This window comes from Arthrobacter sp. yr096, from assembly GCF_900108925.1.
Classification (GTDB): Bacteria; Actinomycetota; Actinomycetes; order Actinomycetales; family Micrococcaceae; genus Arthrobacter.
Window position 1 is genome coordinate 507,042 of sequence record NZ_FNYI01000001.1, and the last position, 25,947, is coordinate 532,988.

General features: G+C 61.1%; 28 protein-coding genes. 16 read left to right on the top strand and 12 right to left on the bottom strand.

Annotated features, from left to right (window positions below):
• Window positions 1-123: 123 nt before the first annotated feature.
• The 8 genes from secY (at window position 124) to map (ending at window position 8,657) form a co-directional block, all read left to right on the top strand.
• A complete protein-coding gene (gene secY, locus BMY91_RS02420) occupies window positions 124-1,434 on the top strand; it encodes a preprotein translocase subunit SecY (RefSeq protein ID WP_090817778.1) in 1,311 nt (436 codons plus the stop codon).
• Between the two features lie 5 nt (window positions 1,435-1,439).
• A complete protein-coding gene (locus tag BMY91_RS02425) occupies window positions 1,440-2,009 on the top strand; it encodes an adenylate kinase (protein ID WP_177179847.1) in 570 nt (189 codons plus the stop codon).
• A gap of 110 nt (window positions 2,010-2,119) precedes the next feature.
• Window positions 2,120-3,163: a 3-oxoacyl-ACP synthase III family protein gene (locus tag BMY91_RS02430; RefSeq protein WP_090817784.1), complete on the top strand. Its 1,044-nt coding sequence runs from the start codon at window positions 2,120-2,122 to the stop codon at window positions 3,161-3,163.
• A gap of 23 nt (window positions 3,164-3,186) precedes the next feature.
• Window positions 3,187-3,972, top strand: coding sequence for a glycosyltransferase family A protein (locus BMY91_RS02435; RefSeq protein ID WP_090817787.1), 786 nt, complete (start codon window positions 3,187-3,189; stop codon window positions 3,970-3,972).
• On the top strand, window positions 3,969-5,156 hold the full coding sequence (locus BMY91_RS02440) for a cytochrome P450 (protein WP_090817790.1): 1,188 nt from the start codon (window positions 3,969-3,971) through the stop codon (window positions 5,154-5,156). Before BMY91_RS02435 ends, BMY91_RS02440 begins: the two co-directional genes overlap by 4 nt.
• A complete protein-coding gene (locus BMY91_RS02445) occupies window positions 5,146-6,888 on the top strand; it encodes a class I adenylate-forming enzyme family protein (RefSeq protein ID WP_090817793.1) in 1,743 nt (580 codons plus the stop codon). Before BMY91_RS02440 ends, BMY91_RS02445 begins: the two co-directional genes overlap by 11 nt.
• Complete coding sequence (locus BMY91_RS02450; RefSeq protein WP_256212528.1) at window positions 6,885-7,796, top strand: NAD-dependent epimerase/dehydratase family protein; 912 nt, start codon at window positions 6,885-6,887, stop codon at window positions 7,794-7,796. Before BMY91_RS02445 ends, BMY91_RS02450 begins: the two co-directional genes overlap by 4 nt.
• A 33-nt stretch (window positions 7,797-7,829) precedes the next feature.
• The gene (gene map / locus BMY91_RS02455; RefSeq protein WP_090817796.1) at window positions 7,830-8,657 is read left to right on the top strand and encodes a type I methionyl aminopeptidase; all 828 of its coding nucleotides are present in this window, start codon (window positions 7,830-7,832) and stop codon (window positions 8,655-8,657) included.
• Between the two features lie 58 nt (window positions 8,658-8,715).
• Here map and BMY91_RS02460 read toward each other — a convergent pair whose 3' ends face one another.
• From BMY91_RS02460 to BMY91_RS02470, 3 genes are read right to left on the bottom strand one after another with little or no spacing between them, the layout of a single operon-like run.
• The gene (locus tag BMY91_RS02460; RefSeq protein WP_090817798.1) at window positions 8,716-10,062 is read right to left on the bottom strand and encodes an ABC transporter substrate-binding protein; all 1,347 of its coding nucleotides are present in this window, start codon (window positions 10,060-10,062) and stop codon (window positions 8,716-8,718) included.
• A gap of 60 nt (window positions 10,063-10,122) precedes the next feature.
• The gene (locus tag BMY91_RS02465; RefSeq protein WP_090817801.1) at window positions 10,123-11,031 is read right to left on the bottom strand and encodes a carbohydrate ABC transporter permease; all 909 of its coding nucleotides are present in this window, start codon (window positions 11,029-11,031) and stop codon (window positions 10,123-10,125) included.
• Complete coding sequence (locus tag BMY91_RS02470) at window positions 11,028-12,017, bottom strand: carbohydrate ABC transporter permease (protein WP_177179830.1); 990 nt, start codon at window positions 12,015-12,017, stop codon at window positions 11,028-11,030. The genes BMY91_RS02465 and BMY91_RS02470 overlap by 4 nt, the downstream gene beginning before the upstream one ends.
• Window positions 12,018-12,407: 390 nt before the next feature.
• Here BMY91_RS02470 and BMY91_RS02475 point away from each other — a divergent pair, with 390 nt between their 5' ends.
• The 8 genes from BMY91_RS02475 to truA all read left to right on the top strand — a co-directional run bounded on the left by BMY91_RS02475 (window position 12,408) and on the right by truA (window position 17,685).
• Window positions 12,408-13,346, top strand: a complete 939-nt coding sequence (locus tag BMY91_RS02475; RefSeq protein ID WP_177179831.1) for a P1 family peptidase — start codon at window positions 12,408-12,410, stop codon at window positions 13,344-13,346.
• A 195-nt stretch (window positions 13,347-13,541) separates the two neighbouring features.
• Complete coding sequence (gene infA / locus BMY91_RS02480; protein WP_011775571.1) at window positions 13,542-13,763, top strand: translation initiation factor IF-1; 222 nt, start codon at window positions 13,542-13,544, stop codon at window positions 13,761-13,763.
• A 72-nt stretch (window positions 13,764-13,835) separates the two neighbouring features.
• Window positions 13,836-13,949 (top strand): 50S ribosomal protein L36, encoded by a 114-nt coding sequence (gene rpmJ, locus BMY91_RS02485; protein ID WP_011775570.1) that lies wholly within the window; start codon window positions 13,836-13,838, stop codon window positions 13,947-13,949.
• 195 nt (window positions 13,950-14,144) lie between these two features.
• Window positions 14,145-14,522 carry a 30S ribosomal protein S13 gene (gene rpsM / locus BMY91_RS02490; protein ID WP_011775569.1) on the top strand — a complete coding sequence of 126 codons (378 nt, stop codon included), beginning with the start codon at window positions 14,145-14,147 and terminating at the stop codon, window positions 14,520-14,522.
• 51 nt (window positions 14,523-14,573) lie between these two features.
• Entirely contained in the window at window positions 14,574-14,975 is a 402-nt protein-coding gene (gene rpsK, locus BMY91_RS02495) for a 30S ribosomal protein S11 (protein ID WP_014922380.1), read from the top strand.
• A gap of 149 nt (window positions 14,976-15,124) precedes the next feature.
• Complete coding sequence (locus tag BMY91_RS02500; protein WP_011775567.1) at window positions 15,125-16,135, top strand: DNA-directed RNA polymerase subunit alpha; 1,011 nt, start codon at window positions 15,125-15,127, stop codon at window positions 16,133-16,135.
• Between the two features lie 66 nt (window positions 16,136-16,201).
• Window positions 16,202-16,762, top strand: a complete 561-nt coding sequence (rplQ, locus tag BMY91_RS02505) for a 50S ribosomal protein L17 (RefSeq protein WP_090817804.1) — start codon at window positions 16,202-16,204, stop codon at window positions 16,760-16,762.
• Window positions 16,763-16,794: 32 nt separating this feature from the next.
• Window positions 16,795-17,685, top strand: a complete 891-nt coding sequence (truA, locus tag BMY91_RS02510; protein ID WP_175538559.1) for a tRNA pseudouridine(38-40) synthase TruA — start codon at window positions 16,795-16,797, stop codon at window positions 17,683-17,685.
• A gap of 120 nt (window positions 17,686-17,805) precedes the next feature.
• Here truA and BMY91_RS02515 read toward each other — a convergent pair whose 3' ends face one another.
• The 9 genes from BMY91_RS02515 to BMY91_RS02555 form a co-directional block, all read right to left on the bottom strand.
• The gene (locus BMY91_RS02515; RefSeq protein WP_090817807.1) at window positions 17,806-18,684 is read right to left on the bottom strand and encodes a type II secretion system F family protein; all 879 of its coding nucleotides are present in this window, start codon (window positions 18,682-18,684) and stop codon (window positions 17,806-17,808) included.
• Window positions 18,685-18,696: 12 nt separating this feature from the next.
• Window positions 18,697-19,638, bottom strand: a complete 942-nt coding sequence (locus tag BMY91_RS02520) for a type II secretion system F family protein (protein ID WP_090817810.1) — start codon at window positions 19,636-19,638, stop codon at window positions 18,697-18,699.
• Window positions 19,639-19,640: 2 nt separating this feature from the next.
• The gene (locus BMY91_RS02525; RefSeq protein WP_090819093.1) at window positions 19,641-20,960 is read right to left on the bottom strand and encodes a TadA family conjugal transfer-associated ATPase; all 1,320 of its coding nucleotides are present in this window, start codon (window positions 20,958-20,960) and stop codon (window positions 19,641-19,643) included.
• Between the two features lie 122 nt (window positions 20,961-21,082).
• Window positions 21,083-22,282: a CpaE/TadZ family protein gene (locus tag BMY91_RS02530; RefSeq protein WP_090817813.1), complete on the bottom strand. Its 1,200-nt coding sequence runs from the start codon at window positions 22,280-22,282 to the stop codon at window positions 21,083-21,085.
• The gene (locus BMY91_RS02535) at window positions 22,279-23,046 is read right to left on the bottom strand and encodes a Flp pilus assembly protein CpaB (protein WP_090817817.1); all 768 of its coding nucleotides are present in this window, start codon (window positions 23,044-23,046) and stop codon (window positions 22,279-22,281) included. The genes BMY91_RS02530 and BMY91_RS02535 overlap by 4 nt, the downstream gene beginning before the upstream one ends.
• A gap of 50 nt (window positions 23,047-23,096) precedes the next feature.
• The gene (locus BMY91_RS02540) at window positions 23,097-24,143 is read right to left on the bottom strand and encodes a TadE/TadG family type IV pilus assembly protein (protein ID WP_090817820.1); all 1,047 of its coding nucleotides are present in this window, start codon (window positions 24,141-24,143) and stop codon (window positions 23,097-23,099) included.
• Window positions 24,131-24,532 carry a TadE/TadG family type IV pilus assembly protein gene (locus tag BMY91_RS02545; protein WP_090817822.1) on the bottom strand — a complete coding sequence of 134 codons (402 nt, stop codon included), beginning with the start codon at window positions 24,530-24,532 and terminating at the stop codon, window positions 24,131-24,133. Before BMY91_RS02545 ends, BMY91_RS02540 begins: the two co-directional genes overlap by 13 nt.
• Before the next feature lie 113 nt (window positions 24,533-24,645).
• Window positions 24,646-24,840 carry a Flp family type IVb pilin gene (locus BMY91_RS02550; protein ID WP_175538560.1) on the bottom strand — a complete coding sequence of 65 codons (195 nt, stop codon included), beginning with the start codon at window positions 24,838-24,840 and terminating at the stop codon, window positions 24,646-24,648.
• 320 nt (window positions 24,841-25,160) lie between these two features.
• The gene (locus BMY91_RS02555) at window positions 25,161-25,805 is read right to left on the bottom strand and encodes a prepilin peptidase (RefSeq protein ID WP_090817824.1); all 645 of its coding nucleotides are present in this window, start codon (window positions 25,803-25,805) and stop codon (window positions 25,161-25,163) included.
• Window positions 25,806-25,947 lie beyond the last annotated feature (142 nt).

A 25,947-nucleotide genomic window follows, 5' to 3' on the forward strand; every position in this document is an offset into this window, starting at 1 on the left:
ACCGGGATTTTTTGCGTGATTGTGCACTCTCGATTATTAAGACGGCGTCACAAGACGTTAGACTCGGTTGTTGGGTTTCATTGAGCCCCATCACATCCTTGTACTTTCTACTCAGGAGGACGCTTGCTAAGCGCATTCGGCCGGGCGTTTCGGACGCCTGATTTGCGACGCAAGTTGTTGTTCACGCTGGGAATCATCACAATCTTCCGCTTGGGAGCTTTCATCCCCTCGCCTGGTGTGAACTACCAGAATGTCCAGCAATGCTTGAACACAGGTGACACCTCGCAGGGCATCTACCAGCTGGTGAACTTGTTCAGCGGCGGCGCGTTGCTGCAGGTCTCAGTCTTCGCCTTGGGCATCATGCCCTACATCACGGCGAGCATCATCGTGCAGTTGCTCCGGGTGGTTATTCCCCGCTTCCAGCAGCTCTACGAAGAGGGCGCCTCGGGTCAGTCAAAGTTGACGCAGTACACCCGGTACCTCACCATTGCCCTCGGCCTGTTGAACGCCACCACGCTGGTGTCCTTGGCCCGATCCGGCCAGTTGCTGCCGGGCTGTAACCTGCCCATCATTCCTGATGAAAGCATCATCACCACCATCCTCATCATCATCACCTTGACGGCCGGTACCGGCCTCATCATGTGGATGGGCGAGCTGGTAACGGAAAAGGGTGTCGGCAACGGAATGTCGCTGCTGATCTTCACCTCCATCGCTGCAAGCTTCCCCGGTTCGCTGGGTTCGATCTGGAACACCAAGGGACCGGGAACGTTCTTCATCGTTCTGGCTGTCGGGTTGCTGACGGTGGCCCTGGTGGTCTTCGTGGAGCAGTCCCAGCGCCGGGTTCCTGTGCAGTACGCCAAGCGCATGATTGGTCGCCGCACGGTGGGTGGCACCAGCACCTACATCCCCATCAAGGTGAACATGGCCGGCGTCGTGCCCGTCATCTTCGCTTCCTCCATGCTGTACCTGCCCGGCCTGATCTCGCAGTTCAATCAGCCGGCACCAGGGGAGCAGATCGCGCCGTGGGTTGAGTGGATCAACAACAACCTCACCCGTGGCGACCACCCCATCTACATGGCGCTCTACTTCGCCATGATTGTGTTCTTTACCTACTTCTACGTGGCCATCACCTTCAACCCTGAAGAAGTGTCGGACAACATGAAGAAGTACGGCGGGTTCATTCCGGGCATCCGGGCGGGTAAACCGACCGCGGACTACCTGCAATACGTGCTTTCCAGGATCACTTTGCCTGGAGCCCTTTACCTGGGCTTCGTGGCGTTGATTCCGCTGGTTGCACTCGTCCTGATCAATGCCAACCAGAACTTCCCGTTCGGTGGCACGTCAATTCTGATCATGGTGGGTGTGGGCCTGGAAACCGTCAAGCAGATTGATGCGCAGCTACAACAACGTCACTACGAAGGGCTTTTGCGATGACGAGAATGCTGATCATTGGACCTCCCGGTTCGGGCAAGGGTACACAGGCTGAGCGGATTTCCGAGCGCCTCGGCGTAGTCGCCATCTCCACCGGCGACATCTTCCGTGCCAACGTCAAGGGCGAGACCCCCTTGGGCATCGAAGCCAAGAAGTACATGGACGCCGGCGACTTCGTTCCGGACAGCGTTACGAACAACATGGTTCGTGACCGCCTGGGTCAGAGCGATGTGGAGAACGGCTTCCTCCTGGATGGATACCCGCGCACTACTGCGCAGGTTAACTACCTGGACCAGATCCTCGCTGAGGGTGAGCAGGAGCTCGACGTCGTGCTCCAGCTGACCGCCGACGACGAAGAACTGGTGGCCCGTCTTCTGGGTCGTGCCAAGGAGACCGGCCGCTCGGACGACAACGAGACTGTGATCCGTCACCGTCTGGACCTCTACCACGAGCAGACCGAAGCAGTTGTTGCCAAGTACGCCGAGCGTGGCATCCTGACACAGGTTGATGGCATCGGCGGTATCGACGAAGTTACCGATCGTGTCCTCACGGCCATTGAGTCGGCCAAGGCTGTCTAGCGTGTTATCCACATAGCCGGTTCACCGGCGGTGGAGCCGAAGGGTGTGTCCCGTACCATTGGTGCGGGACACACCCTTTTTCGTTTCGCGGCAGACTGTGGGGGAACCGCATGAAGACAGCTCTATCAGGACGCAGCCGGATTTCAGGGCTTGAGGTATACCTGCCACCCGCCCGGCTGGACACGTCCGCCGTCGAGCGCCGTATAGCCGAGTCCAGTCCCGGGTTCCGGGTCCCCAGGGGTCTTATTGGCCGCGTGACAGGAATCCGCTCACGGAGCGTCATGGCGGATACTGAACAAGCGTCGGATCTGGCCGCCAATGCTGCTGCGAAGGTCCTGGCCGGGTGTGGTCTGCAGGCCCCGGACGTGGACTTGCTGATCTTTGCCTCGGCCAGCCAGGACATGGTGGAGCCTGCCACAGGTCATATGGTTGCGGCGAAACTGGGGCTCGGCTGCCCGGTGATGGACGTCAAGAACGCCTGCAACAGCTTCCTGAACGGAATGGAAGTTGCGGATTCCCTGATTGCTGCGGGCCGCTATGCACGAGTGGTGGTGGCCACCGGCGAGTCCCCGTCCAGGGCAGTGCGATGGTCTGTGGCGGACTTTGAGACCTTTGCGTCGAGCTTTCCCGGGTACACCATGAGCGACGCCGGCGCTGCCGTGCTACTGGAGGCGACTGACCCGCCAGCGTCGGAGGTCAACGATGCTCCGGGAATTCTGGGCATGGCCTTCACGGCGAGAAGCCGCCACTGGTCTGTGGGGACGCTCGCGGCGGGAGGGTCTGCATTTCCCAGGGATCCTGAAGCCAGTTATTTCAGCATGGATGGGGAGAAACTGAAGGACGCGTTCCTGGATCTGGGCTGCGATGTCCTGGACCAGACTCTGGCGGGCCTTGATTTGACGTGGACCGATTTCACCGTGGTGTGCGTGCACCAGGTCAGCGCCCCCTATAGGTCGATCTTTGCTGAGCGGGCCGGCGTCCCCACCGAATTGCTGGTTCCGTCCGTGGAAGACTTTGGCAATCTGGCCTCGGCCAGCCTGCCCCTGCAATTGAAGCTTGCTCTGGACAGCGGCCGTTGCGGACCGGGGGATCTCGTGGCCTTGGTGGGGCTGGCCGGTGGCGTGAGCCTGGGCATGGCCGTGGTGCGTCTATGACAATGCAGCAGCCCAGGAGCGGGATGAGCGGCGAAGGACTGAGCAGCACTGCGCCCACCCGTCCGCTATGCATCGCCGTACCCATGCTCAACGAGGAAAAGCTGGTCCAACAGACCCTTGATTCCCTGGCGGCACAGGAGCTGCAGGACTTCACCGTAGTGGTGGTGGACAACGGCTCCGTGGATCGCAGTTGCGGCATCGTTGCCGACTTCGCGAAAGGACATCCGGACATGGACATCCGGTTGATCCGGGAACCTCAGAAAGGCACGGGTGCCGCGGCGGACACGGGAATGCGTTTCGGGGTGGAGCATGGAGCCGAATGGTTGGCACGCACGGATTCCGACTGCCTGGCGGCGCCTGACTGGACGGCGCGGGTCATGGCGGGTTTTCACGATGGCCTGGAACTCATCGCCGGGCAGTTGATTCCACGCTTGGACGAAGGCATCACACCTTGGGAGCGCCGCATGATGTTGCTCGCTGTGGAAGTGGCGTCATTCTTTGGCCGTATCCGTCCGGGCAACAAGGGCGACGGCTATCTGGGCCCCTACCAAATGCTCCCTGGCTGCAACATGGCCATTACGGCGGCCATGTATGACCGCTCCGGTGGCTTTCCCCGGAGCAGGATCGAAGACCTCCATGAGGACCGCGCACTCTCCAACCAGGTCCGCAAGCTGACCCGGAAGTATGCGCTGCGACGCGACGTGGTGGTGTTTGGCTCCTCCCGCAGGGTCAAAGCGTGGGGCCTGAAAAACACTCTGGCGTGGTACGCGGACCATCGATACCGCCCCGAGCATGTGGATATCCGGTGACGTCGCCAACGGTTACTGCTGAGCGTTGGGAGCAACGCATCCACCTGGGCGCGCATCCCTTGTTGTATCCCCTGATCAGAGGTTTGGGACACGCAAGGCCGGTGCTGCGGTTGCCCGGGCTCGGGGTGTTGGTCAGTGAGGCGGGGTTGGTGCGGGAAGTCCTCATGGACCAGCAGCGGTTCGTCAAGAATGGCCCAACAGGCTCGGGTGCGTTGTGGACCCCTGTAGTGGGACCCAAGGCACTGGTAAACATGGATGGCGCGGAACACCGGGAGCTGCGCCAGCGCCTGGGGGACTTGTTCACTCCACGATCGGTGGCTGGCATCGTGGAACCGGCGGCGGGCGCCCTCCACGCGCGGATCCATGGCGAGCTGGATTCAGGGCGTGCACTGGACCTGGTGGACTGTGTCAAAGAGCTGGCCGGGGGAGTGATCGCCCGCCTCCTCGGGGTGCCGGACAACGCCCCCGGCAGGCTCCCGGACAGGGAGCTTTTCAATCTTGGCTCCTCCATCTCATCCCTCGTCCGGCTGGGGCGCCCCACCCTGACGGTGAGGCAAATTGCGAAGGGGAGATCCGCCGTCGGGATTTTGGCTGGACCCGCCACAGCCGCCTACCGCGACAGCGATCCCGGGACTTTTCCTGGAAGGCTCCGCGAGCTGGGAATGTCAGAGGATGAGGCGATGGGCATCATCAGCGCCTTTGTGATGGTGGGCACAGAAACCCTGGTGTCGTTCGTCCCGCGGTTGGTTGCATTATTGGCAGACACTGGGCGTGTTGGCATGTTGGCTAAGGACCGCTCAGCCCTTCCTGGCGCCATCAATGAGGCGCTCCGGTTTACGGTGCCGTCACCCATGATGTTGAGGGACACCGTGGAGGCAGGGGTCATCGGCGGGACAGCTGTCCGGGCCGGCGACCGGATCCTGTTGTCCACCATTCATGCGGCCAAAAGCCTGGGAGGCTTTGATCCGTCCCGGGCCATGCCACCGCAGGCCCGCCAACTCTGGTTCGGTGCAGGCCCGCACTTTTGTATTGGCATGCCGCTTGCCATGGCGGAGATCCACGCGTCGCTGGATGTGCTGTTGAACAGGTACATCGAGCAACCTTGGACAATTTCAGGACGCCGGATCAGCAGGGGTGTGCTTATTCCGGGTTACAAAAGTTTGGAGTTGTCCAATGCTCAATGATTCGGTGGACCAGACTGACCTGATTACAGCCGTCTTCGCTGCGGCGGATCGGGTTCCCGACGCTCCGGCCATCACGGCGCCCGGCAGGGTACGGCGGGTTCTGGGGCGTGGGGGCAACGCAGTTCGGCCGGGACGAACCATCACCTACCGCGGCTTGGTTGACGGGATCGAAGCCACTGCACTCCGGCTCCGACACGATGGATTCGGACCCGGGGAGCGCATGCTGTTCTCGGTGCGGCCCAGTCCAGCAGCATTCATCCTGGCCCTCGGGGCTGTCCGCGCGGGTGGTTCGGTGGTGTTCATTGACCCGGGAATCGGTCCCTCGCTTTTTCGGGACCGGGCAGAACTCGCCGCACCGCGTTGGGCCGCCGCTGAGTCGCTTCTGTATTCGCTGAGCACCAAGAGCCCGCTCCGGCCCCTGGCTCGCAAGCGGGGATTGTTGCTCCCGGACTATGGGGCCATGGACGTCCGCCACTACTATTCGGGGCCGTGGCTCCCGGGCGTCCCGAGGGGAGCGACGCCGGTGAAGGCTCTGGCTTCGCCGTTGGAAGGGCCGGCGTTGGAGGGACCGCCATTGGAGGGGGCGCTGCCGGAGGGGAACTCTCCAAGCGCGGATCATGCCTCCGATCAGGAAGCAGTCATCATTTTTACGTCCGGGACTACGGGTGCTCCCAAAGGTGTCATTCACACCAGGGGCACACTCGCCGCTGGCTTCGGGCAGTTGACCAGCCGCTGTGCCTTTGGCGAGGGCGATCGGGTCCATTCCGAACAACTCATGATGGGACTCCCGGCCCTGATCGCCGGCGCCCACTGGACCATGCCCTCGTACGGGTTCTCCGCACACATTGATCCGCTTCGCCTGGCCAGCGAACTGGGACCGGTGACAAGCAAGGAGACAGAGTACGACGGCGCCACCCACCTTTTTCTGGTGCCCTCACAATTGGCGCCCATCCTGCACGCGATCGAGGACGGCACGGTCACCTTGCCCGGTACGCTCAGGACCGTCATGCTGGGTGCAGCACCCATTCTTGCGCCGTTTCTGAAACGCGCCATGAAGTTGTTGCCGGAGGTCGACTTCAAGCTCATCTATGGGATGACTGAAGTTCTGCCCATCGCCATAGCTGATGGTCGGGAGAAGCTGGCGTTCGCCTCCGGAACAGAAGCGGAATTCACTGCGCCGGATGGCAGCGGCGAAGGCGACTTCCTCGGAGCGCCGCTTCCCGCCGTCGGAATCCGGGTGGCAGATGACCACGAACTGTTTGCCCACGGGCCCAACATGTGCCGCGGCTATCTGGGCGAAGATCCCATGCTGGAACATGCCACCGGTGACTTGGTGCGGCTGGACCACGGTGATTCCGGCGAGCCGAGGTTGGTGATGATCGGGCGCAAAAAGGACATGATCATCCGCGGCAAAACGAACATCTACCCCGCACTGTACGAGCCCGTCATCAGCGGTGTGCCCGGAATCATGCAAGCGGTGATGGTGGGCGTCCCGGATGTCATCGGAGACGAAGCAGTCTGGTTGGCTGTGGTGGCCGATGCCGGCGAGTCTGCGGGGGCCGTGAAGTCCCGGCTTCTGAAGGAACTCCCCAGGCTCATTGATGAATCCGCGCTTCCGGACCACATCGAAGTCCTGGATGCCATCCCGTCGATCGGGCGGCACAGGAAGCCTGACCGGGTAGCACTGCGGCAGGAGTTCGCTTCCAGGCCCCTGAGCGAGGCTGTGACATGAAAATTGCGGTGACGGGAGCCACCGGCTTTGTGGGGGGAGCGGTGGCCAAGGCCGCGGAAGCCCGTGGGTGGGAGGTGGTCCGATTCGCGCGTCGCGCCGGAGCCGGATTGAACTACTGGGACCTGACAGGGCTCCCGCCGGCGCAGCTTCCCGGCGTCGATGCCGTGGTCCACGCCGGTGCGCATGTGTCCGATTGGGGCGACCCTGGCCTCTTCCACCGGGCAAATGTCCTGGGGACGCGCGCCGTTGCCGAGGCCTACGCAGGAACCCGGCTGGTCCATATCTCCAGTTCCAGCGTTTATCCGTGGTGGGAGCCATGTGTCAATCGGGCCGAGGATGAGGTGGCGGCGCGCCACCTCAACGCCTATGGACGCAGCAAGGCGCTCGCAGATGTGGAGGCCCGCAGACATGGCAACGCGGTGGCGCTGCGCCCACACGGCATTTATGGTCCGGGGGATCGGACGCTCCTGCCGCGTTTGGTCAGCAATGTTCGGCGTGGCCGGCTCTTGAGCGTCGGACATGCACGCGTAAAGCATCAGCTGACGCACGTGGACAACCTGACGCGGACTGTCCTGTCCGCCTGCGAGTCGGAGGTGCGGGGCGCTGTCAATGTAGGCGATGCGGAGCCCGTGGAGTTGGGCAGCGTCCTCCGCCAAGTCCTCGACTTTTCCGGTCACGCCGGGGTTCCCATCACGTACCTTCCGGAGCCGGCAGCCATGGCGCTGGCTCGCGCGTTGGAGGTAGTGTCCAGCGTCCGGGGCCGGCCGCCAATGCTGACGCGCTACGCAGTGAGCCAGCTGGGGCGGGAGCGAACCTACCGGCTGGACCGGCTCCGGGGTGAGCTGGGAATCGAGCCAATTTCAACCACAGTCCTTGATGCGGGAAAATGGTTGAAGCATGGGGCCTGATCGGCTCCTACAGCAAACTTTCCAGAGGAGAACATGGCGTTCGGTCAGCCCCGCATTGAATACAAGTCCAACGAGCAGATGCGCACCATGCACCAGGCCGGACTTGTCCTGAGCCGTGCACTCGATGCGGCTGTCGCGGCTGCCAAGCCCGGCGTCACCACCAAAGACCTGGATGATGTCTTCGCCGCAGTCCTCAACGACGCCGGAGCCAAATCGAACTTCCTGGGCTATCACGGATTCCCGGCCACCATCTGCACGTCGGTCAACGAAGAAGTAGTCCACGGTATCCCCGGAGGCCGTGTCCTCAACGATGGCGACATCATCTCCATCGACGGCGGCTGCATCGTGGATGGCTGGCATTCAGACTCGGCGCGGACGGTCATTGTGGGCTCCGTGGATCCGGAAGACCAGCGGCTCTCCGATGTCACCGAGGCCGCAATGTGGCGCGGCATCGCGGCTCTTGCCCAGGGGAAGTTCGTGGGGGACATCGGGAACGCCATCGATGACTACGTCTCCTCTGTCCCGGGCAAGCCCTTGGGCATCCTGGAAGACTACGTCGGCCACGGAATCGGTTCCGAAATGCACATGGCACCGGATGTCCTGAATTACCGGACCAGCCACCGCGGTCCCAAGATCCGCCCGGGCCTCTGCCTCGCGATCGAACCCATGTTGGTACGTGGCGGCATCGAAACAGCAACACTCGACGACGACTGGACTGTGGTGACCACCGACGGCAAGCGCTCCTGCCAGTGGGAACACTCGGTAGCTGTGCACGAGAAGGGCATCTGGGTTCTGTCCGCCCCGGATGGAGGCGCCGAACACTTGGTGCCCCTCGGCGTCGTGCCTGTCCCGATCCCGTAACGGTTGGGAAAAGAGCCGGGCTGCTGAAGCAGCCCGGCTCTTCCATTATCGGCAGGAACTATGCTTTCAGCTTTGGCTTGACGTCCTTGGTGTAGATGCCCTCGAGCGTCTTCTTCAACTCAGTCATGGTTGCCTGCACATCGCCCTGTTGCGTGAGGATCTTGGCCGCTGACTTGGCCATCTCCTGGTCCGCACCCGGCAGGAACACGCGGGCGTTGTCCTGGACCTTGGTGGCCGCGAGCTGGTCCATGGCGGTCTTAATCTGCGGTGTGGCGGCGAGAACGGCCGACATGTCCGCCGACAGCCGGGTTGGCATGTAGCCAGTGGCGGCGGAGAAAGCAGCGGTGTTTTCCGGCTCGGTCATGAACTTCAGGAAGGTTGCAGCGGCCAGTTGCTCTTCCTTGGTGATGCCGCTCGGGATGCCCAGGCCGGCGCCGCCGGTGGGGCACACACCGCTGGGTACCTCGGGACCGCCGGGCAGGAAGCCGACGCCCACGTTGAATTTGGCCGCCTTCAGGACACCAAGGAGTGAACCGGTGGACGAAATGGTGGACGAGGTAATACCGGCGGCAAAGTCATCAGCGGCTTCCTTGGAGGAAACACCCGCCCAGGCGTCCTTGTAGATGGAATCCTGTGCCCACTGGAGTGCCGCTACGGATTCCTTCGAGTCACACGTGATGTCCCAGTCCTTGGACCAGCTGCCGCCCCAGCCCCACAGGTTGTTCTGCAGAGTCCAGCCCGCGTAGCCAGCCAAGGCCGGGTAGATGTAGGCGTACTGTGCGCCGGAGGTGGCCTTGAGTTTGGGGGCCCACTCGGCGAATTCCTGCCAGGTTGCCGGCGCGCGATCCGGCAGGCCGGCTGCTTTGAAATGGTCCTTGTTGTAGTAGAACAACGGCGTGGAGCGGCCGTAGGGGAGCGCCCATTGCTTGTCGTCGTACTTGTAGTCGTCCACCAAGGACTTCTGGAAGTCGTCGATCTTGATGTCCAACTGCTTCACCAGGCCATCAATGGGGATGATGCTGCCGTTGGAGAAATAGCGGAACCACCAAACGTCGGAAAGAACCACCAGGCCCGGCAGGCCGGTCTTGGCTGCCTGTGACGTCTGGAACTTCTGGGCAATTTCCTCGTAGTTGGCGCCTGCCGTTACCAGGTTGACCTTGATGTCCGGGAATTTGGCGTGGAATTTCTCAATGATCGCCTTCTCCACGTCCTGCGACTTGCCCGGGTGGTTGGTCCAGAAATCGATGGATGCCGCGGGCTTCACGCCGGTGAAGTCGATGGCTGCAGTGTCGACGGCGTCTGCCGTGCCCGCCGTGGAGGGCCCGCCGCAAGCGGCCAAAGCGGCTGCTCCGGCTCCGAGGCCTGCCAGCCCCAGGAAATGTCGGCGGTCAAGGTTGGTGCGCATGGTGCTTCCTCTCAATAACTTTCACTAGGGGTACTTCGATGCGATTGGTGCCGTTGGAAATCAGCCGGTGACACTGCCCTGGGTCAGGCCGGCAACGATGTAGCGCTGGAGCGCGGCGAACACCAGCAGGATGGGGACGATCACCAGAACGGCTCCGGCCATGAGGATTCCCCAGCCGGCCCCGTTGCCTTCAGAGTTCTGCAGCAACGTCAGGCCTACGGGAAGTGTCATGGTTTCGGGGCGGTCCGTGATGATCAGCGGCCAAATGTAGTCGTTCCATTCGCTGACGACGGTCACCAGCGCCACGGTCGCAATGGATGGGACGGACACCGGAACGATGATCTGCCACAGGCGTCGCCAGTGGCCCGCACCGTCGATTTCGGCGGCTTCAAGGATGGACGGCGGCAGTGTCAGGAAGTGTTGCCGCAGCAGGAAGGTGCCGAACGCCGTCCCGAGGCCTGGAAGGATGATGCCCCACAGGGTGTTCTTGCCTCCCATCCCTGCGATGAGGATGTAGTTGGGCAGGATGGACACTTGTGCCGGCACCATCAGGGCTACCAGTATCACTACGAAGATCACGTTCTTGAACGGGAAACGGACAAAAACCAGCGCGTAGGCGGTCAGGATGGCCAGGATGACCTTGATGGATGATCCCACCACCGTGACGATGAGGCTGTTGGCAAAGAACTGTGCGAAGGGCACGGTGGTCATCGCGGTGACGTAGTTCTGCAGGTTCAGTGACTCGGGCAGGATCCTCAGGTCCATGGTGACAATCTCGCCCGGTTGCTTGAAGGAGCTCAACAGCATCCACAGCAGTGGCAGGAACACCACCAGGGTGGCAATGACCAGGGGAAGGTAACCGGTGGCAACAGTCTGGAGCAGGTTCGCTCTGGAGAGCGGGCGCGGCAGTTCCTGCCGTGACTCCGGTTCGTGGGAAATAACGACGGCGGCTGGTGACGGCGCGCTCATGAGTAGTGGACCTTTCGCTCGACGAACCGCAGTTGCAGGACCGTAATAACCAGCAGGATGGCGAAAAGGACCACCGAGATTGCGGCGGAGTATCCTGCCCTGTTATACGCCCCGAAGGCCTGCAGGTATGCCTCGTAGATCAGTGTGCTGGTGCCGTTTCCCAGGGGTGTCATGATGCGGATCAGGTCGAATGCCTGCAGCGAGCTGAGCATGGTGGTGATCAGGAGGAAGAACGTGGTGGGTGAGAGGAGCGGGAGGGAGATGTTGAGGAAACGGCGCAGGCCATTTGCCCCATCCAGTGCCGCGGCTTCCATGACGTCCCGTGGAAGGGATTGCAAGCCAGCAAGGTAGACCACCGCGCAATAGCCCAGGTTCTTCCAGATGTACACAATGATCACCATCACCAAGGAAAGCTGGGGATCGTTGATCCACTGCGGGCTCTGCTGCCCCATGCCACGGAGTATCCAGGCGAGCACGCCGTACCCGGGATCGAAGATGAACAGCCACACGAGCCCCACGCCCACCCCGGACAGCACGTAGGGTGCGAACACGGCAGACCGGGCAAACGTTGTGCCACGGACCTTTGAATTCAGAGCGAGGGCAACCAGCAATCCGAGCACCATGGAACCGCCCACGGTTATCAGCGTGAAAACGGCAGTGGTCCCCAGGACTTTGGAGGCATCCTCGCTGGTGAAGAACGTGACGTAGTTCTGCAGTCCAACCACTGTGGCCGAGGCCGAACCGAGCGTCCAGTCCAACGTGGAGTAGTAGATGTTGTTGATGAGTGGCCAATACGTGAAGGTTCCGATCAGGACCAGGTTGGGCAGGGCCATGGCCAGGAAGACCAGGAAATCCTTACGGCTGCGGCCGGACCAGCGACGTCTTTCCGGGCTGGGCTTGCTGGCAGGTGCGGGCGGGGCAGACGGCGATGCCGGCAGCCTGTCTGCGGGCGCGGTGCTGCTGTTGTGAATCAAGGGGGCAGTCATGGGTCACTATCGTTTTCGGGCGAATGTGGGACGCCAGCTCCCGGATCGGGGCGGCGAAGACAGGCCTAGCTCACCACACGCGATGTCCCGGATCGGTCCAAAAGGGGATCCCTTGGCGATAGTTGTCTTACACTTCCCAACCCGTTTACTCAGCGTTTCTCGCGTGTTCGTATTTGAGGCACGGCTCCCACTTGTCGCAGCACATTCCCGCGCTGGCGATGCCAGCCGGGGCGCAACCCTCGGCGCGCTCGGTCGTGCCGTCCCCACGGCCCCCTTACCTCGCAAGCTCGGCCAGGGAATCCGGCCGTCGTGGGCCCACCTTTGACGCGTGGAGGCGGGTCCCGGCGCACCGCCAGTTCGCTCTGCTCCCGGCAGGTGGAGAATGGAGCCATGAATTCGATCACCGATGTTGCCGGCATACGGGTTGGGCATGTGCAGAGGGTGGGGGATGGGTGGCTCAGCGGCGTCACTGTGGTGCTCCCTCCTGTGGGGACCGTAGGTTCCGTGGACGTGCGTGGGGGAGGTCCCGGGACGCATGAGACTGATGCCCTTGATCCGACGACGTTGGTGTCCACCGTTGATGCCGTGGTGTTGACCGGGGGCAGTGCCTTTGGGTTGGCGTCGGCGACAGGTGCTCAGCTGTGGTGCGAGGAGCAGGGCAGGGGTTTTGCTGTTCCGGGGACTGTGGTGCCGATCGTTCCGGCCGCGGCCATCTTTGACCTTGGCAGGGGTGGCGACGTCAAGGCGCGACCCGGTGCGGAGATGGGTTACCAGGCTGCTGCCGCGGCGTTCGCTTCCGGTGACCATGCCGCCGTCGAGCGTGGAAACGTGGGTGCCGGGACTGGGGCTGTTGTTGCCCGCGGGCACTACAAGGGCGGGATCGGTACCTCATCGATCACTCTGGACGGCGGTGTGCTGGTTGGTGCCATTGCGGTGGTAAATGCGCTGGGAGCGCCAGTCGGACTGGGGATCGGCACGCAGTCGTCGGCGGGCGAGCAGGGGCTTAACACGACCCTTGTGGTGATCGCCACCAATGCTGTCTTGGACGTGGCCGAGTGCAAGAGGACTGCCTCTGCAGGCCATGCAGGCCTGGCCCGGGCCTTGGATCCGTCCCATACCCTTGCGGACGGCGATACCGTGTTCGCCTTGGCGACCGGCGCCGTCGAGCTTGACCGCAGTACCGAAGAGGCGCGGCAAGTATCACTGATTACTCTCCAAAGTGCGGCGGCAGAGGCCGTTCGGCTGGCGATTCTGGACGGCGTGCGCTCGGCCGAAAGCGTCACCACAACGGCAGGTGAATTCCCGGCGTTCCGGCCATCGGGAGGGTGACGACAGCGGGTGCTTGCGCTACCATGGACGGATTTAACTTTCCGGCCTGATTGGCGTAGAGTTATTTGTTGGTTGTCTGTGCAGCCACGCCCTTTTTGGTGTCGTGGTTCCAAGAGGGCCAAGCAAACAAAAAACGTCCGCTGGATCTTCGGTGCCTAACTGAAGGACGGTGGCAAACAACAGTTAGCGGAGGATATGGCCAAGAAGGACGGGGTCATTGAGATCGAGGGCGTTGTGACTGAGGCGCTGCCCAATGCGATGTTTCGTGTTGAGCTCACCAATAAGCACGTCGTTCTCGCACACATCTCTGGGAAGATGCGACAGCACTACATTCGAATCCTCCCCGAGGACCGGGTAGTGGTTGAGCTGAGCCCATACGACCTCACACGTGGTCGTATCGTCTACCGCTACAAGTAAATTGCTGGGCGGCAAGGCAACAGTGCCTAAGCCGCTCCAGCAGATCAACTGCAAAACACGCAAAGGAACGCCATGAAGGTCAAGCCGAGCGTCAAGCAGATCTGCGACAAGTGCAAAGTGATCCGCCGTAACGGCCGGGTCATGGTGATCTGCGAGAACCCGCGCCACAAGCAGCGCCAGGGCTAATTCCCCTTAGGGAATCTGCGTCCGCAAGGACAAACCTGGGCTGCTAGCCCACGCAAGTAAATAAAGGCAGCACAAGCTGTGCCAGGACTGCATTACAGAGCCTGGTCAGCGAACCCCCGGTCGGAGGCTGGGGCCACACTGAACGTGTGGGTGTACTGCCTACGACCTCCGGTTTATTCAAGGAGTACTGCCACTATGGCTCGTCTCGCTGGCGTAGACATTCCCCGCGAAAAGCGGTTGGAAATTGCGCTTACTTACATCTACGGCGTGGGCAAGACCCGTGCACACGAAACCCTGGCTGCCACCGGCATCAGCGCTGACGTTCGCGTCAAGGACCTGACTGACGCCGAACTGGTCCAGCTGCGTGACTACATTGAAGGCAACTACAAGGTTGAGGGTGACCTTCGCCGCGAGGTAGCCGCTGACATCCGCCGCAAGGTAGAGATCGGCAGCTACGAAGGCCTGCGCCACCGCAAGGGCCTGCCCGTACGCGGTCAGCGTACGAAGACCAACGCTCGTACCCGCAAGGGCCCGAAGCGCACCGTCGCCGGCAAGAAGAAGGCCGGACGTTAATCCCTCGGGATTGATCCGGTTTTCCCCCGATAACTTTCTGTAGGAGAAACAATGCCCCCGAAGACTCGTGGAGCGGTTCGTAAGCCGCGTCGCAAGGATAAGAAGAATATTGCGCTTGGCCAGGCGCACATCAAGAGCACCTTTAACAACACCATCGTGTCCATCACGGACCCGAACGGTGCTGTAATCTCATGGGCTTCCGCCGGTGAGGTTGGCTTCAAGGGCTCCCGTAAGTCCACCCCGTTCGCTGCCCAGATGGCTGCCGAAGCTGCTGCAAAGCGCGCTCAGGAGCACGGTCTGCGCAAGGTTGACGTATTCGTCAAGGGCCCGGGATCCGGACGCGAAACCGCAATCCGTTCGCTTCAGGCCGCTGGCCTCGAGGTTGGCTCCATCCAGGACGTCACCCCCAGCGCCCACAACGGTTGCCGCCCGCCGAAGCGCCGCCGCGTCTAATTAGGTCTTCCCCGCCTGACCGGCCGGGCCTGCTATGGATGGTTTAGATCATTCATCAGCATGGCCCGGCTGGTCAGGCTGGAAACCGAAGCCGATTTCCACCACCTGTGTTGCGTCATATAGCGGATGCTCGCCGAAAGGAAACCTAAGTGCTCATTGCACAGCGCCCCACCCTGTCTGAAGAAGTTGTATCCGAGAACCGCTCCCGTTTCATCATTGAACCGCTGGAGCCGGGCTTCGGCTACACCCTCGGAAACTCCCTCCGCCGTACCCTGCTCTCCTCCATCCCCGGTGCCGCTGTAACCAGCATCCGGATCGATGGCGTGCTGCACGAGTTCACCACGGTTCCGGGTGTCAAGGAAGATGTCACCGAGATCATCCTGAACATCAAGAACCTTTCGGTTTCCTCCGAGCACGATGAGCCGGTTGTTGCTTACCTGCGCAAGCAGGGCCCCGGAGTCGTCACCGCCGCGGACATCGCTCCGCCGGCCGGCGTCGAATTCCACAACCCGGATCTGCACATTGCCACTCTGAACTCGAAGGGCAAGTTCGAACTCGAACTGACCATCGAGCGCGGCCGTGGCTACGTTTCGGCAGCTCAGAACAAGTCCGGCGACTCCGAGATCGGCCGTATTCCGGTTGACTCGATCTACTCGCCGGTCATGAAGGTAACTTTCCGCGTGGAAGCTACCCGTGTTGAGCAGCGCACCGACTTCGACAAGCTCATTGTCGACGTCGAGACCAAGCAGGCTATCGCCCCGCGCGATGCTGTTGCTTCCGCAGGCACCACCTTGGTGGAACTGTTCGGTCTGGCTCGTGAGCTGAACACCGCAGCTGAAGGTATCGAGATTGGCCCGTCGCCGACGGACGCTGCCCTGGCAGCGGACATGGCTCTGCCGATCGAGGATCTGGACCTCACCGTCCGTTCCTACAACTGCCTCAAGCGTGAGGGCATCCACACCGTGGGTGAACTCGTTGCCCGCTCCGAGGCTGACCTGATGGACATTCGTAACTTCGGTGCGAAGTCCATTGACGAGGTCAAGGCAAAGCTCGTGGAACTGGGTCTGTCCCTCAAGGACTCCCCTCCCGGTTTCGATCTCGCAGCCCGCGCCGCAGCCATCGAAGAGGACGACGCCGCGTTCAGCGACGACGAGCTCTAAACAGCAGATCTTGGCCGCCGGGTCCAGCAATGGACCTGATCGGCTTACATAACAGGAGAAATAACTATGCCTACCCCCACTAAGGGTCCGCGCCTCGGAGGCGGCCCGGCTCACGAGCGCCTGATGCTCGCGAACCTGGCAGCTGCTCTCTTTGAGCACAAGCGCATCACCACCACGGTCACCAAGGCCAAGCGCCTCAAGCCGTACGCAGAGCGTCTGGTCACCTTCGCCAAGCGTGGCGACCTCGCTTCCCGCCGCCGCGTTCTCGGCCTGATCAGCGACAAGGGCGTTGTCCACGAGCTGTTCACCGACATCGCCGGCGCTGTTGCCAACCGCGATGGTGGCTACACCCGCATCACCAAGATCGGCAACCGCAAGGGCGACAACGCTCCCATGGCTGTCATCGAGCTCGTTCTCGAGCCGGTTTCCCCGAAGCAGGCCGTTGTTGCTGAAGCAACCGCTGCCGCTGCCAAGGCTGCTCCGGCTGCCGAGGAAGAGGTCGTTGAGACCGAAGCCGTAGAGACCGAAGCTGCTGAAACCGAAGAGGCTCCGGCCGCTGAGGCAGAGGCAACTGAAGCTGAAGCTGCTGAAACCGAAGAGGCTCCGGCCGCTGAGGACAAGAAGTAATTCACTGAATTCTTCGCAGTAGACTTGAGTCTATGAACGAACGAAAACCCGCTGCCCCCGTTTTGGGGGGCGGCGGGTTTTTGCGTGTCCGGCTTGATCTTTCGTACGATGGCGGACCCTTCAACGGTTGGGCATTGCAGCCAGGGCTTCGGACGGTGCAGGGTTCGCTGGAGGAAGCGTTGGGGCTCCTGTTGCAACGGCCCGTTCGCGTAACAGTCGCAGGCCGGACCGACGCCGGCGTCCACGCCCGCGGCCAAGTGGTTCATCTGGACCTGACTGAAGCCGAGTGGCTGTCACTGCCGCGCGGGCACGAACTTGATCCCGCCGTCGCGCTTCTACGGCGGTTGCGCGGAGCCTTGAGCCGCATCCTTGGTGGCCTCACCGGTGCTGTGGAGGTGCACGACGCCGGTCTGGCGCCGGAAGGGTTCGACGCCCGCTTTTCGGCGTTGTGGCGAAGGTACAGTTACCGGATTGCTGACGGTCCTGAACGGTGGGATCCGGTTCTCCGCGGCATCACTCTGTGGCACAAAGCGCCGCTGGATGTTTCTGTGATGAACGAGGGTGCGTCTTCGCTGCTGGGGCTTCAGGACTTCCGTTCTTATTGCAAACCCCGCGAAGGTGCCACCACCATCCGCGAGCTGCAGAAGTTTGCCTTCTCCCGGGGGAGCGACGGCGTCATTACAGCCACAGTGCAGGCCGACGCTTTCTGCCACAACATGGTGCGTTCCCTGGTGGGCTCTGCGCTGCGTGTGGGGGAGGAGCTTGAGTCTCCGGCGTGGTTGCACCACCGCCTGCTGGAGCGGAAACGCGACGCCAAATCTGTCCTGGCTGCCCCGCACCCGTTGGTGCTGGAGGAAGTGGCCTACCCGTCGGACAGTGAACTCCTGGCCCGGGCTGAGCTGACACGGGCTCGGCGGGAGTAGTCTTCTTTCAGTCCGGGCGTTGGAGGACCCCCTCCCGGCTCTGGGTACCGGAAGGGGGCCGTTGTGGCACTCCGTGGTCTGGGATCCACGAAGTGCCGGTCTATTTCCTGCACGGCAGGGTCAGCTGAATGCCTCCATGATTCTGATACCTGCGGGGCCCAGAAGGATGATGAAGAGTACCGGGAAGATACAGAACAGCAGGGGGAAAAGAACCTTGACCGGCAACTTCATGGCTTTCTCTTCTGCATTCTGACGCCGCTTGACACGGGCTTGTTTGGCCTGCGCACGCAGTACGTTGGCGATGCCGATTCCATACTTGTCTGCTTGAATGACCGCAAGAACGAAACTGCGGACGTCCGTCACAGTCGAACGGTCCGCCAACGCCTCGTAGGCCTCCTGCCGGGGCCTCCCTACTTGGATGTCTTGGAGGGTCCTCATGAGTTCATGTGCCAGCGGACCAGTCCCCTGAGCGGATGCCCGTTCCATGGCAGACTCGAAACCAAGTCCCGCCTCAACCGAAATCAACATCTGGTCGAGGGTATTGGGAAACTCCATCTTCATGGCTTCCTGCCGTTTGGCGCCTTGGTTGTAGACCAACAGGTCGGGAATGAAGTAAAGAAACAGCGAGAGGAAAAGACCAAACCCAACAACCGTGGGGCTGGGGTTTGCAACGAACAGCAGGATGCTGAAGAGGGCGCCGACGGCCGCCATCATCGGCTTGATTGCAATGAGCTTAGTGAGGGGCATGGACTTCGGGCGCCCCGCAAGTGCCAGCCAGTGGTCAAGTTTGGCTTCGTAACTTCCTGGCGTCAGTTTCCGGGCGACACCAAGCAGCATGGGAGGCCGCTGGATGGTGACGCCGGCCCCCTGCGCGAAGCCCGACCCGAGGTTGGTGTTAATGGCCACAATGCCCTTGCGGTCGATGGTGGCCAAGGACCAGACAAAGTAGGCGAGTGGAAGAACAATCGCGGCGATGATCAGCCACACATGGGTCGACATGTCACTTACCTCCTAGAACTTGATCTTTACGGTGCGGTTCATCCAGAAGCCCCCGACGACGAAGAGCACGCAGCTCAGGACGGTTAATCCGATTCCGACGGGGTGGTGGACGAAAACCCGCAGATACCCCGGGTTGATAACGCCAAGTACCGCGCCAACACCAACAGGCAATGCCATCAGGATGACGGCAGACATCCTGCCCTCAGCACTCAGGGATCGGACGTGGCCCTTAATTTCACTGCGTTCGCGGATAGTGCCCGCCACTTGTTCCAAAACTTCTGCCAGGTCTCCACCGACTTCGCGGTTGATTTGTATAGCCTGGCCGATCCAGCGAAAGTCCTCGCTGTCCATGCGGGCCGCGCAATCATCTATTGCTTGGCGGGCGTCCTTGCCAATCCTCACTTCATTGACGATCCGGGCCAGTTCTTCTGATGTCGGACCTTGAGACTCCTGGGCCGCGGCCTCAAGCGACCGCATGATGCTGTGGCCAACACGAAGCCCGCCGATCAGCATCTGTATGGTGTCGGTCAATTGCGTTTCAAATTTGGATCGACGCTTCTCGGTTCGATAGACCAGAACCAGTTTTGCCGCAAAGGGGGTTGTTATGGCAGCCATGACGCCGATCAGGGGATTGGTCAGCAGCGCCCCCAGGATGCCCAGCATCACGGTGGCGAGGGCTACCAGAACCGTAAAGTCAGCTGGAGACTGCTTCACACCTGCGTTGTATAAAACCTCCCTGTTGTAAGGTCCTCCCGAACGGCCAAGGGCAGTGTCAACCACTTGGACGGCAGACTGGGATACTCGCCCCAACGCCGACTCGTCCGGGGTGAAGCCCAGGCGGCGGCGCTCCAGGGGAATGCTTCCGTTGCGGGGCTTCATCACCACGACGACGAGAATCAGGAGGGCGGCAGCACATGAAGCAATCGCGGAAAAGAACAGTACTGGAGTGTCCACGTTTACCGCCTCCCGCTGGTGACCGGTGCGGCTCCGAAGACGGAAGGCGGAACATTGATCCCCAGTTCCGTAAAGCGGTCCAGGAAGCGAGGGCGAATGCCTGTAGGCAGGGCCTTGCCAAGGAAACGGCCCTCGGAATCGAGTCCAGCTGCGTAGTCGAACAGAAATGCATCCTGGAGGGTCACCACCTCGCCCTCCATCCCCTGTACTTCGGTGACGTGCGTGATTCGCCTGCTTCCATCGCGTAATCGCGTGACTTGGACGATCAAGTCGACGGCCGAGGATACTTGCTCCCGCACTGCTCGGAGCGGCAGGTCCATGCCTGCCATCAGGACAAGGGTCTCCAGCCGTGCGATGGCATCGCGAGGGGAGTTTGCATGGACCGTCGACAACGAGCCGTCGTGCCCTGTGTTCATGGCCTGGAGCATGTCGAGTGATTCTCCACCACGTACTTCCCCGACAATGATCCGATCGGGCCGCATACGGAGTGAGTTACGCACCAGGTCTCGAATGGTGACGGCGCCCTTACCCTCGATATTGGGCGGGCGACTTTCCAACCTGACCACATGACGTTGCTGCAGCTGGAGTTCCACAGCGTCCTCGATGGTGACAATCCGGTCGGATTCCGGGATGAACGACGACAACACGTTCAAAAGCGTTGTCTTGCCCGTTCCCGTTCCTCCGGAGACGATGACGTTTAACCGGGCACGCACGCAGGCACTGAGCAGTTCAGCCATTTCGTGGCTCATCGATCCCCAGTCGATGAGATTTCGAACCGTCAAGGGAACGTGACTGAATTTCCTGATGGTGAGAGACGGACCGTTCACGGCCAGCGGAGGAATGATGGCATTGACACGGGAACCGTCCTCCAGCCGGGCATCCACGAGTGGCGAGGACTCATCTATGCGACGTCCGACCTTGGATACAATCCGCTCAATGACTTTTCTGAGGTGGGCATCGGAGCTGAACTGCAGGTCCGTGAAGGCCAAGTGTCCATGCCGCTCGACGTAGATCTGGTCGAAGCGATTCACCATGACTTCCGTGACAGAAGGGTCCTCCAAGAGGCGCTGCAGGGGACCCAGCCCCATCACTTCGTCCGAAATCTCGCGAATCAGCCGCCGCCGCTCTTCGGGACTGAGCGGCACCTGTTCTTCGTCAATGACAGCCGACAGTTCCTCAACTGCGAAGGAACGCAATTCCTCCTCGGAAGCCGATGTGTCCCCAATTCTGCTTCCCATGCGATCAAAGAGCGCCGAAGCTGCCCGTTGTTTCAGGCCGGCAAGAGCATCCACCGCTGGCGCGGAAAGAGTTCCGCCCAACATCGGGCCGCTGGCGGGTGGCAGGGTTTGAGCGCTGCGCGGGTCCTCGCCCTGATGTCCGTCGTCGGAAGCCTGGGCTTCGGCGATAATGTCCGGGTTCTTCTTCGAGAGCCGTTCTGACAGTTTCACGAGACCACCACCCTTCGGTGAAGTTTGCCCTGGGGGACTGTTTCCAGCCGGGGATCGAAGCGTTCCACGAGTTTTTTCAGCCCCTTTACGGCTGAGTCCCGCGAGGTCCCTTGGAGAACAGGCACCCCACGGTTGGTCGAATAGGGGAGATTCCGCGATCGTGGAATCACGGTGTCGATGGGCACTCCAATGGTGGCTTCGACGTCCTGGACGGAGATTCCGCTCTTCCTGTCCGCGAAGTTCAGCACAGTATGCCGGCCTTGCGGCAGGAGTTGGAGTTCTCTCAAAACGCTGAAGCACTTCCGTAAGCCGCGGATGCTGGGTACGTCCATTCCGCATACCCAAACGCCATCCGTCGCAAGCTCCAACGTTGCGAGGCAATGCTCGCCCAAGCCCGGGGCAGTATCCACTACGACGTACCTGAACTCTGTGGCAAGTTGGTTGATCAGCCTTGTCACGTGATCCGCCGTGATGTAATCCGACTCAGACGGCTTCTTGGGTGCGCAGAGCGCGTAGATGCCTGACGGGTGCACAGTGAGGAATGCCTTGAGAACCATGGAGTCCTGTGAGGCTGAGCCATGAACAGCCTCGGTGATGGAATGCTCCGGCTCAAGCAGCAAGCCGGAAGCAACATCTCCGAATTGGAGATCCAGATCCACAATCACGACACTCATCGGGGCAACGGCACCCAGCCCGACGGCAAGGTTCGTCGCAACAGTAGTCTTGCCAACGCCACCTTTGGGTGACATGACAGCTATGACTCTGCCCCTTTCCTGACCGGGTTCGGAAACCGACTGCATTCCACGGCGCCTGCTGGCTGCGGCCAAACAGGCCCTTTCCAAGAGAACCCGTAGCTCGTTGACGTCGATCTCAGGTGTCACGACGTCTCGAATCCCGGCGTGCATGGCGCGAAGGATGATGTCCGGGCTCGGGTCCGATACCAGCAGGAGACTGATTTCCGGGTATTGGAGGTCGAAGACCGTAGCCAGCTTCAGGGCGTCGTCCGGGTTTACGCCAGGCCCCAAGATCATGACTTCCGGCGGTGCCCCGGTCAGCTGCTTGAAAACGTCATCTGTTCCGCCCGTCAGTACATCGGGCGACAGAGTTTGCAGGTCGCCGTGCAGCGCGCCGGTGACGGCTTGACGCACACGGCCTTCGAAGTCGCGGACCGCCGTGATGGCTACGAAGCGGCTCATTGGACCAGCCCTCCAAAATTGGTGGTGGGTGGGTCCGTCTTCACGGTCTTGTCGGTCTGCTTGGAGAGCCAGAGCGTGCCAAATTCAGCGCCAAAGACCATCTTTGCAGCGTTCGCATCGCTGAGGGCGACGGTGACATAGGCGGAACCATTCGGCAGCGCTACTCCCTTGTCGGCTCCGGCCGACTTCTCGGCATCAGGTGCTGCTTGCTGAACTGCTGTCACCAAGACGTCGTGATACAGCAGTTCCGTGAAGTCTTTCCACCCGGTCATACCGGCTGGAAGGCCGGCTCCTGCCGGAACGGCCTCATCCAACTTGAAGGATGCGAATACTGTGACAGCGTCTCCGGCTTCAATTCTTCCACCGAGGATTCTTTCCGGGGCAAGGACAAAGGTAGCTTCCTGCAGGCCGTCCGGCACTGGCACGGTCCCAGGCGCCAGCTCCTTCGGGTCCACGAGCTTGACGCCCAGCAGTTGCTCGCCGGGCTGAAGGTCGGCCGAAGTGACCTTTCCCTTCTGGTCAGTGAGTGCCTGGATGGTGCCAGGCGCTACCGCGGTCTGTGGAAGGGTTTCCACCCGAACCTTTGAATCAAGCTCCTCGGCCTTGGTACCAGCCGGAACACGTTCCTTGACGACCAGGACGTTGACGGGATCGAGCCCTTGCTGCGCACGTTTGTCTGCTCCCTGTACATAGGTAACCAGCAAAACGGTGCCAATGACTGCCAAGAGCAGTGCTGCAATGCCTCCCAGTAGGCGTGTTTTCACTTTTAACTCCTTTCGAGCTTTGGTGATGCATTTGTTGATACTGCGCGCAGCTAATCGGTCAGTGTGACTACGGAGGCGCCGTAGTTGGGGACAGTGCCGCCTATCTGCGAGCCCTCTTCGAGAGATACGAAGCGGGAGAAGTACCCTTGAAGCCCCCGGCAGTTTCCAGTGCAGTTAGGGGCTAGAGGGTCGAGTACCGCCCCTGATCCGCTGAACTTGTAACCGGTGACCTGAAAGGCTGCGAAGCCGATCAGCGTGTACTTTGCATTGCTTCCGTTTCCGGTTGCAGTCTTGAAAAGTGGTATGAGCGCGGGTTCGTCCATGATGGTGGAAAGTACAGCGTCACAAGCGGCCGCGTTGGGGAAATGATTGCCGGTTTGCCCGTTGACAGTCGCGTTGACAGAGATGTTTGTGGAGCAACCCGCGTTGGTGACGAGCCACCCAAAACCACCGGGTTGGTAGCCGTTTTGTGCAGCGCAACCTGGCATAGTGGGGGCGTTTTCGTCGTAGCGAAGCAGGATATGGGTGGGAATTGGGTCGCCGGAGAAGTTGCCTGTGGAGTTGAGCGATGCCAGTTGAGTCGGTGAGAGGTACTTCTTGAAAACGCACTCACTCACAGTCCACGGCAACGTCGTCGCAGCGTTTGGCGCACCCCATTGGGCTTCCGCGGCGGCATCCACGGTTGCTGTGTCCATCCCCAGAACCCGGGCGAAGTACAGTGAGAAGCTGTTCGCCCCTGAGCCGTCATCGCGTGCATTCGTCACAACGCGGACGGTGGTGGACGCCGGAAACGACACGGCGGATCCGCTGGAACCATCATTGGCGTTGCTGTTGGCGAAGCTGTTTGCCGTTGCAGTGCTGTCTCCGCAATTCCCGTTGGCGCAATCGGTTGCGATGGCCAGCGCGGCGGCATCGGCGCCGTTCTGCAGTTGGGCCTTCTCCGCATACAGGGCGCCGACATCTATGGCCAGAGCCGCGAAGCCCAAAAGGACAACCATCAACCCTGCGACAACTATGGTTGCTGCTCCCCGTTCGTTTGACCGGATGTCATTCGGCGGAGTCTGGCTCTTATCCCGGATTTGCTTTAGCCGCCGCATCTCATCACCCCAACCCCTGTCATGTTGAGTGGGAAGATTCCCGGTGCTCCGAAGAAACCGGCGTCCAGGAATCCCGACATCGACGGCAGCGAAACGCTGGTTGTAACTTCGACATTCGAGCCGGGCGTGCAACTGGAAGCGTTGTCGGTGACACTTACCCCTAAACCATCCAACGAAGGCGCTGCGGTCAATGCCGTGCCGGCAACATCCAAACCGCCATCCTGATAGTGAACCGCTGCATAGCGTGCACCCTCCCGTGCCGCTTGTGTCAGGGATACCTGCACGTTAAGCACGCGTCCGAACTCGATGATTCCTATGAGGATGAGAAGCAACAGTGGCAGGAGGATCGCCATTTCAATTGCTACCGCGCCTCGTTCTTTCCGATCCATGTCGATTCCCCGGCTTTCCCAGATAGGGCTGAAAGTGGAACTATTCGGAAAGCAGTTTTGGCTCCGGTGGAACGATGCCACCAGAGCCAAAACTGCGTTTGGGGTGGTGATGCCTAGATGGCGGCGTCCACTCGGGTGAAGAGGTTTGCGATCTGCGGACCAAGGAGGGTGACGGCCGCAAGCACCAGGAGCGCGATGAAGGCGACCATGATGCCGTATTCAACCATCGTCGCGCCCTTCTCCTCTTTGGTGAAGCGGTCCTTGACGCCGGCGATGTACGAGGTGACGGTGAAAATGAAAGCAGACATTGGTAAATCCTTCCCAGAAAAATGATTTGCGAAATAGGTTATAGGTCCAGCAAATTATCGGAATTTGCTTCGACTCCCGAACTACCCCCATGTTTCCTTTAGCGGTTCGGATTTCGATGAGATAAGAATTCACCCTGGGAGGGTTGCCAAACAATGCGTAGTCCTACGCGAATTCACGGGGCGGCGTTATGCCACCACTCGTTCCGGGGCAGGGGTGTACTCGGTTTAGGGGTGAGCGGAAGGGCAGGACTACTTGTTTTTGTCAGCACCCTTAGGGAAACCGGCGAGAATCGAGCCGCATCGAACCCCGCGGGAAGCTCCTATTGGAGTACCAGCACCACGCCAATGGCGGCTGCGATCATGGCGGGCCCGTGAGCGGTTTCTGCGGGCATTTCCTTGCGTCGCAGACGCAACATCAGCACCGTCAGCACCCCGCCCACCACGAATCCCAGGAGGCCGCCATAGAGTACTTGCTCCCAACCCAAGTACCCCAAGTACATTCCGAGGGGTGCCGCGAGCTTCACATCGCCCATTCCGATGCTTCCCGGCGAAAAAAGTCCAAGAATCAGGTAGCCGGAGAACAGGATTGCCCCTCCGGCGAGGGCTCGGAACAGCCCGGGCCAGTCCGGCGTGAAGGCGGCGGCCGGGGCGAGAAGTACTAAACTGCCCGTCAGCAACAGTAAAACCAAGGGGTTGGGCAGCAAATGCAGCGTGAAATCGATCCTCGCAAGCTGCGCGCCAAGCAGTGCCAATAACAGGAACGCCGGCAATTCCGGAGAAAAGCCAAAACGCCACGCAAGCAGGCCAAACAGCAGCGCGGTGACTGCCGCCGTCGTGATCCGGATCTTAAGGGCAGGGAGTCCGCCAAGTCGCGGCAGTATCCGGGCGATCAGGAACTCGGACGCCGGGCTCAACAACAGGCCGCCCAAGGCAACAAGGAGGGGGAGCGTGGGGTCGTGGGTCATGTGCTCTCCCTCTGCGCGGTGCTTGACCCCGAGGGGCGGATACCCCATTTTGACCCGGGCGCCCCGTTGAAGGTATTGTTTAGAGTCGTTGTGCGTGTCCTATCTCGATGACACATGCCTTGCGGGGGATCCAGTTGCAGGA

Bases quoted from the DNA above. Each gene is read 5' to 3' on its own strand.
- BMY91_RS02425 (WP_177179847.1), top strand. From the start codon at position 1,440: ATGCTGATCATTGGACCTCCCGGTTCGGGCAAGGGTACACAGGCTGAG.
- BMY91_RS02430 (WP_090817784.1), top strand. From the start codon at position 2,120: ATGAAGACAGCTCTATCAGGACGCAGCCGGATTTCAGGGCTTGAGGTA.
- BMY91_RS02435 (WP_090817787.1), top strand. From the start codon at position 3,187: ATGAGCGGCGAAGGACTGAGCAGCACTGCGCCCACCCGTCCGCTATGC.
- BMY91_RS02445 (WP_090817793.1), top strand. From the start codon at position 5,146: ATGCTCAATGATTCGGTGGACCAGACTGACCTGATTACAGCCGTCTTC.
- BMY91_RS02450 (WP_256212528.1), top strand. From the start codon at position 6,885: ATGAAAATTGCGGTGACGGGAGCCACCGGCTTTGTGGGGGGAGCGGTG.
- map (WP_090817796.1), top strand. From the start codon at position 7,830: ATGGCGTTCGGTCAGCCCCGCATTGAATACAAGTCCAACGAGCAGATG.
- BMY91_RS02460 (WP_090817798.1), bottom strand. From the start codon at position 10,062: ATGCGCACCAACCTTGACCGCCGACATTTCCTGGGGCTGGCAGGCCTC.
- BMY91_RS02465 (WP_090817801.1), bottom strand. From the start codon at position 11,031: ATGAGCGCGCCGTCACCAGCCGCCGTCGTTATTTCCCACGAACCGGAG.
- BMY91_RS02470 (WP_177179830.1), bottom strand. From the start codon at position 12,017: ATGACTGCCCCCTTGATTCACAACAGCAGCACCGCGCCCGCAGACAGG.
- BMY91_RS02475 (WP_177179831.1), top strand. From the start codon at position 12,408: ATGAATTCGATCACCGATGTTGCCGGCATACGGGTTGGGCATGTGCAG.
- infA (WP_011775571.1), top strand. From the start codon at position 13,542: ATGGCCAAGAAGGACGGGGTCATTGAGATCGAGGGCGTTGTGACTGAG.
- rpmJ (WP_011775570.1), top strand. From the start codon at position 13,836: ATGAAGGTCAAGCCGAGCGTCAAGCAGATCTGCGACAAGTGCAAAGTG.
- rpsM (WP_011775569.1), top strand. From the start codon at position 14,145: ATGGCTCGTCTCGCTGGCGTAGACATTCCCCGCGAAAAGCGGTTGGAA.
- rpsK (WP_014922380.1), top strand. From the start codon at position 14,574: ATGCCCCCGAAGACTCGTGGAGCGGTTCGTAAGCCGCGTCGCAAGGAT.
- rplQ (WP_090817804.1), top strand. From the start codon at position 16,202: ATGCCTACCCCCACTAAGGGTCCGCGCCTCGGAGGCGGCCCGGCTCAC.
- truA (WP_175538559.1), top strand. From the start codon at position 16,795: ATGAACGAACGAAAACCCGCTGCCCCCGTTTTGGGGGGCGGCGGGTTT.
- BMY91_RS02515 (WP_090817807.1), bottom strand. From the start codon at position 18,684: ATGTCGACCCATGTGTGGCTGATCATCGCCGCGATTGTTCTTCCACTC.
- BMY91_RS02525 (WP_090819093.1), bottom strand. From the start codon at position 20,960: ATGTTGGGCGGAACTCTTTCCGCGCCAGCGGTGGATGCTCTTGCCGGC.
- BMY91_RS02530 (WP_090817813.1), bottom strand. From the start codon at position 22,282: ATGAGCCGCTTCGTAGCCATCACGGCGGTCCGCGACTTCGAAGGCCGT.
- BMY91_RS02540 (WP_090817820.1), bottom strand. From the start codon at position 24,143: ATGCGGCGGCTAAAGCAAATCCGGGATAAGAGCCAGACTCCGCCGAAT.
- BMY91_RS02545 (WP_090817822.1), bottom strand. From the start codon at position 24,532: ATGGATCGGAAAGAACGAGGCGCGGTAGCAATTGAAATGGCGATCCTC.
- BMY91_RS02550 (WP_175538560.1), bottom strand. From the start codon at position 24,840: ATGTCTGCTTTCATTTTCACCGTCACCTCGTACATCGCCGGCGTCAAG.
- BMY91_RS02555 (WP_090817824.1), bottom strand. From the start codon at position 25,805: ATGACCCACGACCCCACGCTCCCCCTCCTTGTTGCCTTGGGCGGCCTG.